The sequence below is a fragment of the Methylacidimicrobium tartarophylax genome (genome assembly GCF_902143375.2).
GTDB lineage: Bacteria > Verrucomicrobiota > Verrucomicrobiia > Methylacidiphilales > Methylacidiphilaceae > Methylacidimicrobium > Methylacidimicrobium tartarophylax.
Genome location: NZ_CABFVA020000086.1, coordinates 24,803 through 38,362, shown reverse-complemented (window position 1 = coordinate 38,362; position 13,560 = coordinate 24,803). Strand labels below are relative to the sequence as shown.

Below are 13,560 nucleotides of genomic sequence, written 5' to 3'. Positions count from 1 at the left end.
ACGGAACGCCGCTTTCGGATGGAGGGAAGGTCCCGCGGTTAGGAGAAAGTCGTCGCGGGAGCCATGGTGTCTGATCGGAGCGGAGTTCGACCTCGACGCATGCGGTTTTGGGCAGGAATCGCCGCGCTTGGTACTCTCTTTCTTTTCGGCGGTTCTCTTTTTTCCGGGATCGCAGCCGACAATATCCGCGCTTTCTCTCCCGGTCCCGCTCCGGTTCTTCGCGTCGCCGCGAGCGAGGAACCTCCGTTCGCCTGGCGGGATCCTTCGGGCGAATGGCAAGGCATGGCGATTGACTTGTGGCGGGAGATTGCCGGGGATCTCGGACTCGCCTATCGATTCGTCGATTTGCCGGTCGACCCCGTCGCTGTGGTCCGGGCGCTGAAAGAAGGTCGAGTCGATGTCGTGGCGTTGGGACTCGCCGTTACGCCGGAGCTGGGTCGGGAGGTCTCTTACAGCTATCCGTATTATTCGTCTTCCCTGGCTTTGGCCTTTCGCTCCGAGAGCACGAGCACCGCATGGGCGGTGCTGCACTTCCTTTTCAGCCGGGAGTTCGCCTACGTGATGGGCGGGCTCCTCTTCCTTACCTTTCTTGCCGGCATCATGATTTGGCTCGTGGAGCGCAGGGAGAATCCGGACCATTTCGGCGGGAAGACGCTCCACGGCATCGGAAGCGCTTTCTGGTGGGCAGCCGTGACGATGACGACGATCGGCTATGGGGACAAAGTGCCCCGGACGCCGAAGGGGAGAGCCATTGCCTTGGTCTGGATGTTTGTGGGCGTTGTCTTGATCTCCTTCTTTACCGCGTGGGTAACGGCGGGCGTCGCGGTGGAAAAGGTGAGCAACCAGTCCCTCCAGCAACGGGGAATGGAGGGGCTGCGCTTGGGTTGCGTTAAAGGCGGCATAGGAGAGAAGTTCCTATCCGGGGAAAAGATCCGCGCTCTGACCTTCCCGACCGCCAAGGATTGTCTGGCCGCGCTGATTGCCGGAAAAATCGACGCGGTTGTCCTGCGCGAACCCACGTTACGGTATTTGGTGCGAACTGCCCATGCCGGGGAGATCGAAATCACGCCGCGAACACTGGAACGCATCGATTATGCCTTTGCGTTTCCTCGCGGGAGTTCACTGCTCGGACCGGTCAACGAAGCAATCATCCGACGGATCGGCCAGTTGAGCGATCGGGCTCGCCACGGATTTTAACCTGCCAGAGAAGGCGCTTAAAAGAGCGGGATGAAGGCAAGGACCACGAGAGCGAGCAGCGCGTTGACGGCGACTCCTATGGAAGAGACCACCTTGGATGTCTTCCCTTGGCTCAATGCCAGAACGCCCACCAAGGCACCAGAAGCATTGAGCATAAAGCCCGTCACCGCGCAGAGCCCGAGGAATTCCGAAGTGAGTTCGGTGTGATTGTCTACGGCCCGAAGGATCAGATCGAGGAAGCCGACGGCAATCCAGAAGAAGATTCCTCCGACCGCCAGGGCAACGGATAGGCGGCCTCCGATCGGACTCAGTTTCTCCGCCGCTTCCGGTAGATGAACGGACATGGCATGTCAATGTAGCAGATGGGTGGCTGCGCCAAAAGAGAAAAAGAAGTAAAGGGTCTGAACTTTTGTCCTGCGTCGGGCGACCGGCGGCTTGACAAAAAGGGGCCGTCCACGCATGAATCCAATCATTAACGCGGTCTTAAAGCGTTGCCGGCATTCCTCCGGCGGCTAACCTCATTTCTTTCGGTTCAAAGGAGTAACTTCAGCTATGATGGCGCTTGTCCGGTTGGCATTGCGCAAGCCCTACACCGTAGGTGTGATGGCGGCGCTCATCTTCGTCCTGGGTTTAATGACTATCGTGACGACGCCGACGGACATCTTTCCCGAGATCGACATCCCCGTGGTCAACGTCGTCTGGTTCTACCAGGGGATGACCCCGGAGGACATGACCAATTACATCACCACCTTCAGCGAGTTTACGTTGACCCAGTATGTCGACAACGTGCAGCGGGTGGAATCCCGGACGCTTTACGGGCTCAACGTCATTCGAATGTACTTTCAGCCGGGGACCAGCATCGATGCGGCTTTGGCGGAGACGGCAGGGATCTGCCAGACTATCATCAAGCGGATGCCCTTGGGTACCACCCCCCCCTACGTGCTCCGCTACTCCGCGTCCGAGGTTCCCGTGATCCAGGTGGCCGTGAGCGGAAAGACCAAGTCGGCCGCGGAGCTCTTTGACTATTCCTGGTATGTGCTCCGCAGGGATCTCGCGACCATTCGCGGCTCGACCTGGCCTCCGCCCTGGGGAGGAACGCCGCGGTTCATCATGGTCGACACCGATCCCAACCAACTCATCGCTAGAGGCATGACCGCAGATGGCGTCATGAGGTCGCTGAGCGATCAGAACGTCGATCTGCCCTCAGGGGACATCAAGATCGGCCAGTATGACTACTTGGTCAGCGTCAATAACATTCCGAAAAAAGTCGTCGAGCTCAATAACTTCCCGATCCAGAAGGTGAACGGGCAGCTCGTCTACCTCCACGATATCGGTCATGCGCGCGACGGCGGCGCCGTTCAGTGGAATGTCGCCCACGTCGACGGAGTCCCCGCGGTCGTCCTCCCCATGCTCAAGAACGGCATGGCTTCGACCCTGGAGCTCGTCAGCGACCTTCGAAAGCTTCTTCCCAAGTCGCTGGCCGCAGCCCCCGAAGGCGTCGACATCCGTCCGATCTTCGACCAATCGGTCTTCGTCCGCGAATCGATCCAGGGGGTGGTCAAGGAAGGGCTGATCGCAGCGACGCTGACCGGAATCATGATCCTGGTCTTTCTGGGCAGTTGGCGGAGCACCCTCATTGTCCTCACCTCGATCCCCCTCTGCATCTTGGTCGCGCTCTTCATCCTGAGCCGGATGGGATATACCATCAACATCATGACCCTGGGCGGCTTGTCGCTCGCGGTCGGCGTGCTGGTGGACGACGCGACCGTGGAGGTGGAGAACATCCATCGGAACCACGGACTAGGGAAGCCGCTCATTCAGGCAATCCTTGATGGGGCGGCGCAGATCGCGAATGCAGCCTTAATGGCGACCTTCTCCATCTGCATCGTTTTCACCTCCGTGATCTTCCTTGAGGGGCCGCCCAAGTTTTTGTTCACTCCCATGGCCTTGGGGGTGGTCTTTGCCATGCTCTTTTCCTATTTCCTTTCCCGGACGCTCGTCCCGACGATGGCCGACATGCTGATCACAGCGGAGGAAGAGGAGAAGCATCGTCAGCTGGCGGAAGGAAAGCCTGCGAGCCGGTTTCAGCGCTTCCACCACAAATTCGAGGAGCGCTTCGATGCGTTCCGCGACCGTTTTGCCGCGCTCTTGCGCCTGGCGCTCGACCATCGCCCGGCCGTGTTTGTTCTCTTCGCGGTCCTGGTCGCGGTGACTGGTCTCGTTCTGCCCGTGGTCGGGCGGGATTTCTTCCCCTCGGTCGACGCAGGGAAGTTCCGGCTCCACGTCTTTACTCCACCGGGCACCCGCATCGAGAGGACGCAGCGGATCTTCGGCCAGATCGAGCGCTACATCCGAAGCATTATTCCGGAGGAGGAGATCGACTCGGTCGTCGATAACATGGGAATCCCGTTTTTCTATCCCGCAGCCCTCGCCTACAGCGACACGATCAACGAGGGGACTTTCGACGGAGAGATCTTGGTGTCGCTCAAGGAGGATCACCGCCCGACGCCGTACTACATGAAAAAGTTGCGGGAGGAGCTGCCGCTCAAATTTCCCGGCTGCCGCTTCTTTTTCCAGGCCGCGGACATGGTCAACCAGATCTTGAACTTCGGATCGGCCGCCCCGATCGATATCCAGATCGCCGGGAAGAACGAGGCGCTGATTAGCGATGTTGCCGTGAAGATGGAGAAGAAGCTCCGGCAAATTCCGGGTGCGGTGGACACGACCATCTATCAGATGAAGCAACCCTATCTCCACATGGAGGTCGACCGGATTCGCGCGCTCGACCTGGGGATGACGCAAAAGCAGGTCGCCGACAACGTGTTGAATCAGTTGAGCTCAAGTTACGTCGTAGCTGCCAACTATTGGGCGGATCCGGAGACGACCATCAACTACCCGCTCGTGGTGCAGAGTCCCCAGTTCAAGCTCGACTCCCGGAACTGGCTGATGAATATCAACGTGGGCTATCCTTCAGACGAGATCTATTCTCGCCTGCTGACCACCCATCTCGAGCCGCAGCTCATCAGCAACCTTATGGCAATTAGTCGGACCAGGAGGGCGGCGGTCATCAGCCACTACAACATGAAACCCCTGAAGAACATCTTCGTGAATATCCAGGGTCGGGATTTGGGAGGGGTTGCGGGTGACGTGCAAAAGGTCGTCGACGAGTTTGGCAAAAAGCTTCCCCCGGGATACGATATCCATGTGCGCGGGCAGGCCCAGAGCATGAACAGCGCGTTCCTTCGCCTGGGCTTAGGCACGGTCTTTGCGATCATGATGGTCTACTTCCTGCTGGTCGTGAATTTTCAGGGATGGTTAGATCCTTTCATCATCCTGACCGCGCTGCCCGTCGGCGCCTGCGGCATCGTCTGGATGCTCTACTTGACCGGGACGACCTTTAACGTGCCCTCGCTCATGGGAACGATCATGACGGTCGGGGTGGCAACCTCGAACAGCATCCTGCTGATCACCTTCGCGAACGATGAGATGCGCAACGGGAACGACGCAACCACGGCGGCGTGGCTGGCGGGGAAGATTCGGCTGCGTCCGGTGGTGATGACGGCGGGAGCTATGATTCTGGGGATGTTGCCCATGTCCTTGGGGTTGGGCGAGGGGGGAGAGCAGAACGCTCCTCTGGGAAGGGCGGTGATCGGCGGGCTGCTCTTCGCCACGGTCGGCACCCTCTTCGTGGTACCGGTCATCTACTCCCTCATTCGAGGACGCACGGAGACAAGGGGATGAAGATGCCCGAAGGCTTTGAACCAATTGGAAACGGTGGGGGTCCTGCCAAGCAGGACAAGTGGATGTCGCAAGACCTCGGCGAGCAATGGATCGGAGTCCATCAGAGCGGAGACGGCGTGATCGATCCACCGGAACCGGAAACCGTGCCGGAGGAGGGGACTTCCACCAACAAAGCGGGTGGTGAATCCCCGAAACACGCGAAGAAAACGGGGGTGCGCCGTTTCGCCATTCTTTTCGGTGGTGTATTGCTCGCCTTATTCCTGATCGGCTTGATCCCGCGATTCTTCAATAAGATCGCACTCCACCGGGTGGTGGTTGCGGGCGAGAAGATCGCCGTGTCGGTGATGTTGCCGGAAAAGCCGAAGCCCGTGACCGATCTCCTCTTGCCGGGGACCGCGCGGGGCTATTACGAGACTCCCCTCTGGGCTCGAGTCAACGGCTACATTCAAAACTGGTGGGTCGATATCGGAGAGCATGTCCGGGAGGGGCAGCTCATGGCCGAGATTACGGCACCCGATATCGACAAATCGGTCGAGGCGTTCGAGGGTGCTCTCCACTCCTCGGAAGCAAACCTTGTCATCGCGCGGATCACGCTCGACCGTTGGAAGGGGCTCATCCTGACGCGTGCGGTCTCCCAACAGGCGCTGGACGAAAAGCAGGCGATGTATGATGCCGCGCTTGCGCGGGTGAACGCGGCGCGCGGACAACTGCAGCACTATGAGGAACTGAAGTCATTCGAGAAGATCGTGGCCCCGTTCTCGGGCATCGTCACGGCGCGCAACATCGATGTGGGAACCCTGGTGTCGCTGGGAAGCGATAAGGCCGTCCACGAGCTCTATCGGGTCGCGGTCAATGATCTGATGCGCGTCTACGTCGCCGTTCCGCAAAACTATGTACCCCAGATCGTGTTGGGGGAATGGGCCGACGTGACCGCCTCCGAGCTGCCCGGAGTCGTCTACCATGGAATCGTCGTCCGGACGGCGCAGGCGGTCGATCCGCTCTCCCGGACCCTGCTTACGGAGGTAGACGTCGGCAATCCCGACCAGAAGATCGTCGTCAACATGTATGTCGACGTGATCTTCCATCTGCCGACTGCCAGTACTCTGCTGCTCGTACCCGTCAATGCCGTCATCTATCGGTCGGAGGGGAACTTCCTGGCGACCGTGGATAAGCAGTCCAAGGTCCGCTTTCGGAAAGTGGAGCTCGGCCACGACCTCGGAAACCAGATGGAGATCAATTCCGGGTTGCGCCCGGATGAAAGAGTGATTCTTAATCCTCCGGATTCGTTGGAGGAGGGAGATCCTGTCATCGTTGCCGCCGATCTCACCAAGTTGGCAGCCGAAAAAGAGAAAAAGGAGGGAGGGCAGAAACATCATGGCAGCCGGTGAACCTTTGAGCCACGGCGGGCATGCGGTAACGGAAGGCGGAGGCGTCCGACAGGCAGAGGAACGAGTCGCCTTTTTCAGCATCGAGTCTCCGGGAAGAAGCTGGGTTTTCCCCTACGGCCGGATTCTCTTCGCTCATGCGGATACCGCAGGCAATCGCTTCTTCATGCGGACCATCAGCCACGATCTCTGGCTGACGGGTCAAAAGCTTGGGCAGTTGATCGCGCTCTTCCAACGAGAGTTGGTTGCCGATATCCGAACGGGAAGCAGCGAGTGGGGAACGATCGAAGAGATTGAAGTCAGCGAGAATCCGGCGGGCATGTTCCAATAGCTTCCGCGAGGGCCCCTTTGGGAAAGGGCGACGGAGCCCAGCTTTTGTGTGCGGATGAAGATCGGTGTCGTCGGGGCGGGCGCGGTGGGCGCCTACTACGGGTCTCTGCTGGCCCGCGCGGGGAGCGAGGTCACCTTTCTCCTCCGCAGCGATTGGGAAGCCGTTATTCGGCGCGGGTACTGGATCCAGGAACAGGGGAAAGAGACCTTCCAGCTCTATCCGGTGAGGGGATTTCGCCGGACCGAAGAGATGGGGCCGTGCGATCTTGTCCTCATCGCGCTCAAGGCTACGGCGCGGGAAGCCCTGCGCGAGCTCTTGCCCCCTTTGCTCCAGCCGCAGACCGTGCTCGTGGCTCTCCAAAACGGCTTGGGGAACGAGGAGTGGCTGTCAGACGTCTTCCCCAACCATCCAATAATCGGTGGCATCGTCTTTGGCTGCCTGACGAGAACGGCACCCGGGCGGGTGGAAAACGCCGGCTTCGGCAAGATCGAGCTCGGAGCCTACCGAGGGGCTAGGGAGGCCTTCCTGCGGGAGGTTGCCCTACAGTTCGAGCGGGCAGGAGTTCCCTGCTCGGTGGTCGAGAGCCTCGAAGCTGCCCGCTGGCGCAAGCTTGCCTGGAACATCCCCTTCAATGGCATCTCGGTCGCAGGGGGGGGATGCGACGTCGAGGAGATCCTGCGCGATGCCGAATTGAGTCGGCTCGCAACCGGATTGATGGAAGAAGTGGCTGCCGTGGCCCGAAGCCGGGAGCTGCCCTTTCCCGAAGATTGGACGAAGCGGATGATGGCGGACACCATGCGCATGGGGCGTTACCGTCCCTCCACCCTGGTGGATTTTCTCGCCGGACGCTCCATCGAGGTCGAGGCGATTTGGGGCGAGCCGCTGCGCCGTGCTCAAAAGCTCGGTGTGCCGACGCCGCGTCTGCAGGCGCTCTATGCCCTTCTGCGTGCTCTCGATCGACGCTCCGGCGCTGTGCCCAAACTCCACTAACGGGAGATTAGGAGGCCGTCGTAGCCGCGGAGGGCTCGCTCGGCGCGCTCTCGGCTCCGCCGGGTGTGAAGACCAGCGCACCATCCCGGGCCTCGACCACGATCGACTGCGCCTCGTCGAACCGTCCTCGGAGAATCTCCTCAGCCAGAGGATGCTCCACGTACTTCTCGACCGCACGGCGCAAGGGGCGTGCCCCATAGTTTGGGTCGTAACCCTTCTCGATCAGAAAGTCGATCGCAGCAGGAGTCAACTCCAGCGCCAACTTGCGGCTCTTCAAGCGGGACGTCACCTTTTCGACCTCGAGGGAGACGATCTTGACCATGTCCTCTCGACTGAGGGAGCGGAACACCACGAGATCGTCGACTCGATTCAGGAACTCCGGCTTGAAGGTCCTCCGGGCCGATTCGATCATCTTCTCCTTCATCTGTCCATACCCCGCCTCGTCGCGTTTTGCGGTGAAGCCCAGGACACCCTGCTTGATCCCCACCTCGGCCCCGACATTGGAGGTCATGATGACGATCGTATTCCGGAAGTCGATCTTCCGCCCCAGGCTATCGGACAGGATGCCATCCTCCAAAATCTGGAGGAGGACATTCCAGACATCCGGATGAGCTTTTTCGATCTCATCGAAGAGGACGACGCTATAGGGACGCCGCCGCACCTTCTCGGAAAGCTGCCCGCCCTCCTCGTAGCCCACGTATCCCGGAGGAGCTCCCACAAGCCGGGAGACGTTGAACTTCTCCATGTATTCGCTCATGTCGAGCTGGATGAGTGCGTCGGCGCTTCCGAAGACTTGCTCGGCCAATGTCTTGGCAAGCATGGTCTTGCCAACCCCCGTCGGGCCGAGAAAGATGAACGAGCCGATCGGTCGCTTCGGATCCTTGAGATCGGCGCGAGAGCGCTGCAGAGCGCGCGCCAGCGCGTCGATCGCCTCGTCCTGGCCGATCACCCGCCCCTTGAGATCCTCTCCGATGCGAAGAAAGCGATTCTGGTCTTTCTCCGTGATGCGGGCGATCGGGATGCCGGTCGACTTGGCGACCACCTGCATCATGTCGTCTTCGGTAATGACGATTTCCTTCTGATCCCGATGCTGCCTCCACTCGTTCAGGACATGCTCGAGGCGCTCCTTGCTCTCTCGCTCTTTATCCCGAAGCGCCGCAGCCTTCTCGAAATCCTGAAGCTTGATGCACTCGTCCTTCCGGGCACGAACCTCGGCGAGCTCCGCTTCGAGTTCCTTGACGTTGGGCGGCCGCATCGTGGAGGCGATCCGGGCACGCGCCCCCGCTTCATCCATCACGTCGATTGCCTTGTCCGGCAGGAAACGCCCCGTCAAATAACGCTCGGAGAGGTGGACGGCCGCCTCGATGGCGGCATCGGTAAAATGGGCCTTGTGGTGGGCTTCGTACTTCGGCTTGAGCCCGTGAAGAATCTGCACGGCCTCTTCCGAAGAAGGGGCTTCGACCAGAACCGTCTGAAACCGACGCTCGAGCGCTGCGTCCTTCTCGATATACTTCCGATACTCCGCCAGGGTCGTGGCCCCGATACACTGAAGCTCGCCGCGGGAAAGAGCCGGCTTGATGATGTTCGAGGCATCCATGGCTCCTTCCGCCGAGCCGGCTCCGACGATGGTATGGAGTTCGTCGATGAAAAGAATCACGTTCTTGCTTCGGCGGATCTCCTCCATGACGGCCTTGATGCGCTCCTCGAATTGACCTCGGTATTTCGTGCCGGCCACCATGAGCGCCAGATCGAGGGTGATGACCCGCTTCTCCCGCAGCATCTCGGGCACGTTGTCGGCCGCGATCTCCTGGGCCAATCCTTCGACGATCGCTGTCTTGCCCACTCCCGCTTCCCCGATGAGCACCGGATTGTTCTTGGTCCTCCGGCAGAGGATCTGCATCACCCGTTCGATCTCATTCTTCCGGCCGATCACGGGATCGAGCTCTCCATGCCGGGCGAGATCGGTCAGAACGCGGCCGAAGGCTTTGAGCGCGGGGGTCTTAACCTCTTTCTTGGTCCCGGGCTCCGTTCCACCGGCGAAAGCGGGCTCGGACCCTTCCTCTTCCCCTCCTTCCGCAGCGGAGAGATTGGGATCGAGCTCCTTGAGAATCTCATTGCGGACGCGCTCCAAATCGATCTCCAGATTCTTGAGGACCCGCGCAGCGACGCCCTCTCCCTCCCGCAAGAGCCCGAGGAGGATATGCTCGGTTCCGACGTAGCTGTGGTTGAGTCCCTTCGCCTCCTTTTGGGCCAGCGCAAGCACCTTCTTCACGCGAGGCGTGTAGGGAATCGGAGTGGTCGGCTTGCCTTCGACCTCCATGCCCATCTGCTTTTCCAGTTCGGCTCGCACCGTCTCCAGATCGATACCGAGCTTCTGAAGAACGTTGACGGCAACCCCTTGCGCCAGCTTGATCAGCCCCAGGAGCAGATGCTCGGTTCCCACGTAATTGTGATTGAAGCGCTCGGCTTCCTTTCGAGCCAGAGCCAGGACTTGCTGTGCTCGTGGAGTAAAATTGGTCATGGATTTTCCTCTATTTTCTTAACTATGCAACGTTGGAGAGAGTTGTCCAGCCGCCGGAGGGGGAACATCCCGCAAGCGAGAGCGAAGAAAGTCCGCCCTGAGGGAGTCCCGCTGCTCGGTGGAAAGTCTTTTTTCCTGAAATAGCTGTAAGTGGGCCGGTTGCGTTTTGATCCAGCACTCCTCGTCCACGATGGATCGGCAGCGATCCGGGAAAAGCCCCATGTCGATTCCCAGGCGAAGCAGCGAAAGGAGATTGAAGGCCTCCTTGGAAGAGATCGTATACGCATTGCCCAGCACCCCGTAGGCGCGGCTGACCTGATCCACCACGAGCCTCGGCTGCTCTTCCATGAGCTTCTGGCGGGCGTTCTCCTCATGCTGGGCCACTTGCCCGATCACCTTGTGCATCCGCTCGAGAATCTCCTCTTCGCTCTCCCCTAGTGTCATCTGGTTGGAAATTTGGAAAAGATTGCCCAGGGCTTCGGTTCCCTCGCCGTAGAGCCCACGGACCGCGAGGCCGATCCGGTTGACCGCTTTGACGATCTGGCCGATCTGCTCGCTCAAGACCAGCCCGGGAAGATGCATCATCGCGGACGCGCGCAATCCCGTACCCACGTTGGTCGGGCAGGCGGTCAGGTAGCCGAGCTTGGGCGAGAAGGCGAACTCCAACTGTTCGTCGAGTTCCGTGTCGGCTTTGTCGGCAATCCGCCAAGCGGCTTTCAACTGCAGCCCGCCCTTGAACGCTTGAATGCGAAAGTGATCCTCCTCATTGATCATCAGGCTGATCGTTCGGGGACGGTTGACGACGACTCCGCTTCCCGCATTGCGGCCCGCATGCTCGCGGCTGACCAGGTGCTCTTCCACGAGGACCTGCTTTTCCACCGGGGTGAAGTGATCCATCGAGTCGGAGAGGATGGCCTCCTTCATGCCGCTGAGTCCGACTGCGGCGGGAAGCGCCAAGGCCAAGACCTTCTCCCGCTCGGTCCTTCTCGCCCAGCCGGGGAAGGGAAAGCGACTGAGATTCCGGGCCAGCCGGATGCGGCTGGAGAGCACAATGCGGCTATTCTGTTCCCCCGCGAGCCATTCACAGGGGGCTTGTAAAAGCGCCTGGATCTTCAATTCATTTCACCTTAGTCGAAGGGGCACCTTCCCGCAAGGCGGCCCTCTTCATTTCCGCAACTTGCCGCGGTCCCACCCGGACGGCGGCCGATCGTCCATGGGCGGCCAACCCTTCGATCTCGGCAAACCGGGCGATCTCCGGTTCCACCCGGGCGAGGGCCGACCGCGAGTATTCCACGAGGCTCGTCCGCTGAAAGAACTGCTCCATTCGGAGACCGTCGAAGGCTCGGGCCGAACCTCCGGTCGGGAGGGTGTGGCTCGGGCCGGCCAAAAAGTCTCCGGCGGCGACGGGGGAATAGACTCCCAGATAGATGGCCCCGCAATGGCGCACCTGTCCTGCGGCCCGGTGGGGGTGGCGGACTGCAAGCGAGAGATGCTCCGGCGCAAACTCTCCCACGAGATCCAAGGCTTCCTCCAGGTTCCGGGTCAGGACGAAGACCGCATGATCCCGCAGCACCGCCTCGACGATGCTTCGGCGCGGCAGCGCCTCGGCCTGCTCCTCGATCTGCGCCACCACCTCTTCCAAGACCTTCTGGCTCGAGGTGAGCAGAAGAATCCGGCTCGAGGGCCCATGCTCGGCCTGCGCCAAGAGGTCAGCAGCCACGAACTCGGCCCGCGCGCTCTCGTCGGCAACCACAGCGACCTCGCTGGGGCCGGGAAGCAGGTCGACCGCGACCATCCCGAAAAGCTGCCGCTTGGCTTCGACCACGTAGGCGTTGCCCGGGCCGAAGATCTTGTCGACCGGCCGAATGCTCTTGGTGCCGTAGGCGAGGGCGGCGACGGCCTGTGCTCCTCCCAAGGAGTAGACCTCGGTCGCTCCGGCGGTGCGCAGAGCGTAGTAGAGAACCGGATGGATCGGCGGAGGGCTGACCGCCACGATCTCCCGCACCCCGGCCTCGCGGGCGAAGGGGACGGTCATGAGGGCGCTGGAGACCAAGGGAGCGCTTCCGCCCGGGACGTAGACCCCGACGCGATCCAAGGGCTGAAACCGCTCCCCGACCCAGGCGCCTTCCCGGTTCCGCATCCTCCAGTCCCGAGGACGCGACGCCCGTGCGAACCGCCGAACGTTGCCCAGCGACCAGGCGATGGCCTTCCGAACGGCAGGGGCGGGGGGTTCAGCCGCTTCCTTCCGGCAAAAGTCCGCAGGGGAAAGAGCGACCCGGTCGAACTCTTGGGTCAACTCGGCCAGTGCCGTGTCCCCTTTGGCTTCGACCCGTGCGAGGATCGAGCGAACCCGCTCGGAAAGCTCAGGGCTGGGAACGGCGCGGCGGTGAAGCTGCTTGCGGATCAGGCTCAGGTCTTCTCGGTCGCAGCGAAGAATCCGGTAACGGCTTGTCATAGCCGCTTCATTTTAGCAGATTGCGCGCCAACCTCCCGCGAAATTTCTCTGTCGCCGCGCTCATTGCGCGGAGGGACCACGCCCACCGCCTTCCGCCCCGGGGGCGGCCTGCCGATCTCCGGAACAAGCTCTTACCCAAGGGGTGAGGGAAACGCTGGCTTTGCGCCGGCGGCCGTGATGTAATGACACGCACAAAACAATTGTGGACCTTTCGGGATGGCGCGTCGGTCCGCGCGACTGCCCGCTGGTTCCGTGCGGAGAATCTTCATGAAATACAATGCGCTGGCTAAGAAATCCTTGCTCTTGCTCTGCTCTCTCGGCTTGCTGGGAGGCTTTTCTCTTTTCCCCCTGCATGCCCAACATCATGGCGGAGCCAAGAAGGGCGACACAGAGCAGGCCGCCGACGACCAGGACGAGCACGAAGGCCATAAGATGAAGGGGATGGAGCACGGCATGAGTTGCGACGAAAAGGGTGGTGGCGGCATGGGCGGCATGGGTGGCATGAGCCACGACATGGGTGGAATGGGAGGCATGAGCCACGGCATGGGAGGGATGGGCGGCATGGGTGGCAGAGGCGGTGAGAACTGGGATCAGATCATCCAGGAAGTGGAAGAGACCAAGAATCCCAAGGCCACGGCGCGCAAGCTGCGGATGAAGGCGGACCTGATGAAGGCCGACGCGACCGTCTTGGAAAAGTACGCCAAGGAGTTGGAAACCGGGAATCCCTGAACGGATTTCCTTCTCCGACTCTCGGCGGCACGGCAGCCCCGCAGGAGCAGCAAGCTCATCATCGAATCTATGAAGAGACCCACGAACCTCATCGAATTGCTAGCGGAGTGGAAAAAGGAAGAACCGCTTGGGCCGGAAGATCAATTCCCGGAAATCGAGGATATGCCCGCCAAGCCGGAGGAGATATTTTGAGCGGCTCTCTGCTCGACAC

10 protein-coding genes and 1 pseudogene are annotated in these 13,560 nt (G+C 60.7%); 7 read left to right on the top strand and 4 right to left on the bottom strand.

Going from position 1 to position 13,560, the window contains the following annotated elements; all coding sequences use genetic code 11:
* The first annotated feature begins 63 nt into the window (after positions 1 to 63).
* The gene (locus MAMT_RS08070) at positions 64 to 1,197 is read left to right on the top strand and encodes a transporter substrate-binding domain-containing protein (protein WP_142660466.1); all 1,134 of its coding nucleotides are present in this window, start codon (positions 64 to 66) and stop codon (positions 1,195 to 1,197) included.
* A gap of 17 nt (positions 1,198 to 1,214) precedes the next feature.
* Here the strand turns inward: MAMT_RS08070 and MAMT_RS08065 are convergent, their stop codons facing one another.
* Entirely contained in the window at positions 1,215 to 1,541 is a 327-nt protein-coding gene (locus tag MAMT_RS08065; RefSeq protein ID WP_142660465.1) for a hypothetical protein, read from the bottom strand.
* A gap of 208 nt (positions 1,542 to 1,749) precedes the next feature.
* Between MAMT_RS08065 and MAMT_RS08060 the strand changes: the two genes are divergently transcribed.
* From MAMT_RS08060 to MAMT_RS08045, 4 genes are read left to right on the top strand one after another with little or no spacing between them, the layout of a single operon-like run.
* On the top strand, positions 1,750 to 4,938 hold the full coding sequence (locus tag MAMT_RS08060; protein WP_142660464.1) for an efflux RND transporter permease subunit: 3,189 nt from the start codon (positions 1,750 to 1,752) through the stop codon (positions 4,936 to 4,938).
* Positions 4,939 to 4,940: 2 nt separating this feature from the next.
* A complete protein-coding gene (locus tag MAMT_RS08055; RefSeq protein WP_142660485.1) occupies positions 4,941 to 6,326 on the top strand; it encodes an efflux RND transporter periplasmic adaptor subunit in 1,386 nt (461 codons plus the stop codon).
* Complete coding sequence (locus MAMT_RS08050) at positions 6,313 to 6,654, top strand: hypothetical protein (protein ID WP_142660463.1); 342 nt, start codon at positions 6,313 to 6,315, stop codon at positions 6,652 to 6,654. Before MAMT_RS08055 ends, MAMT_RS08050 begins: the two co-directional genes overlap by 14 nt.
* A 54-nt stretch (positions 6,655 to 6,708) precedes the next feature.
* Positions 6,709 to 7,644: a 2-dehydropantoate 2-reductase gene (locus MAMT_RS08045; protein WP_142660462.1), complete on the top strand. Its 936-nt coding sequence runs from the start codon at positions 6,709 to 6,711 to the stop codon at positions 7,642 to 7,644.
* A 7-nt stretch (positions 7,645 to 7,651) separates the two neighbouring features.
* Here MAMT_RS08045 and MAMT_RS08040 read toward each other — a convergent pair whose 3' ends face one another.
* Genes MAMT_RS08040 through hisD form a run of 3 tightly spaced genes read right to left on the bottom strand, consistent with a single transcriptional unit; the run spans position 7,652 to position 12,620 of the window.
* Positions 7,652 to 10,165: an ATP-dependent Clp protease ATP-binding subunit gene (locus MAMT_RS08040; protein WP_142660461.1), complete on the bottom strand. Its 2,514-nt coding sequence runs from the start codon at positions 10,163 to 10,165 to the stop codon at positions 7,652 to 7,654.
* Positions 10,166 to 10,183: 18 nt separating this feature from the next.
* On the bottom strand, positions 10,184 to 11,281 hold the full coding sequence (locus MAMT_RS08035) for a protein arginine kinase (RefSeq protein WP_142660460.1): 1,098 nt from the start codon (positions 11,279 to 11,281) through the stop codon (positions 10,184 to 10,186).
* A gap of 1 nt (position 11,282) precedes the next feature.
* Positions 11,283 to 12,620, bottom strand: coding sequence for a histidinol dehydrogenase (hisD, locus tag MAMT_RS08030; RefSeq protein ID WP_246186595.1), 1,338 nt, complete (start codon positions 12,618 to 12,620; stop codon positions 11,283 to 11,285).
* A 267-nt stretch (positions 12,621 to 12,887) separates the two neighbouring features.
* Between hisD and MAMT_RS08025 the strand changes: the two genes are divergently transcribed.
* On the top strand, positions 12,888 to 13,349 hold the full coding sequence (locus MAMT_RS08025; protein WP_142660459.1) for a hypothetical protein: 462 nt from the start codon (positions 12,888 to 12,890) through the stop codon (positions 13,347 to 13,349).
* 39 nt (positions 13,350 to 13,388) lie between these two features.
* Positions 13,389 to 13,541 (top strand): annotated as a pseudogene (locus MAMT_RS11695) (AbrB/MazE/SpoVT family DNA-binding domain-containing protein); the annotation flags it as partial.
* Between the last annotated feature and the right edge of the window lie 19 nt (positions 13,542 to 13,560).

Excerpts from the sequence above, each read along its gene's own strand:
- MAMT_RS08050 (WP_142660463.1), top strand. The coding sequence starts at position 6,313 with ATGGCAGCCGGTGAACCTTTGAGCCACGGCGGGCATGCGGTAACGGAA.
- hisD (WP_246186595.1), bottom strand. The coding sequence starts at position 12,620 with ATGACAAGCCGTTACCGGATTCTTCGCTGCGACCGAGAAGACCTGAGC.
- MAMT_RS08060 (WP_142660464.1), top strand. The coding sequence starts at position 1,750 with ATGATGGCGCTTGTCCGGTTGGCATTGCGCAAGCCCTACACCGTAGGT.
- MAMT_RS08040 (WP_142660461.1), bottom strand. The coding sequence starts at position 10,165 with ATGACCAATTTTACTCCACGAGCACAGCAAGTCCTGGCTCTGGCTCGA.
- MAMT_RS08065 (WP_142660465.1), bottom strand. The coding sequence starts at position 1,541 with ATGTCCGTTCATCTACCGGAAGCGGCGGAGAAACTGAGTCCGATCGGA.
- MAMT_RS08055 (WP_142660485.1), top strand. The coding sequence starts at position 4,941 with ATGCCCGAAGGCTTTGAACCAATTGGAAACGGTGGGGGTCCTGCCAAG.
- MAMT_RS08045 (WP_142660462.1), top strand. The coding sequence starts at position 6,709 with ATGAAGATCGGTGTCGTCGGGGCGGGCGCGGTGGGCGCCTACTACGGG.
- MAMT_RS08070 (WP_142660466.1), top strand. The coding sequence starts at position 64 with ATGGTGTCTGATCGGAGCGGAGTTCGACCTCGACGCATGCGGTTTTGG.
- MAMT_RS08025 (WP_142660459.1), top strand. The coding sequence starts at position 12,888 with ATGAAATACAATGCGCTGGCTAAGAAATCCTTGCTCTTGCTCTGCTCT.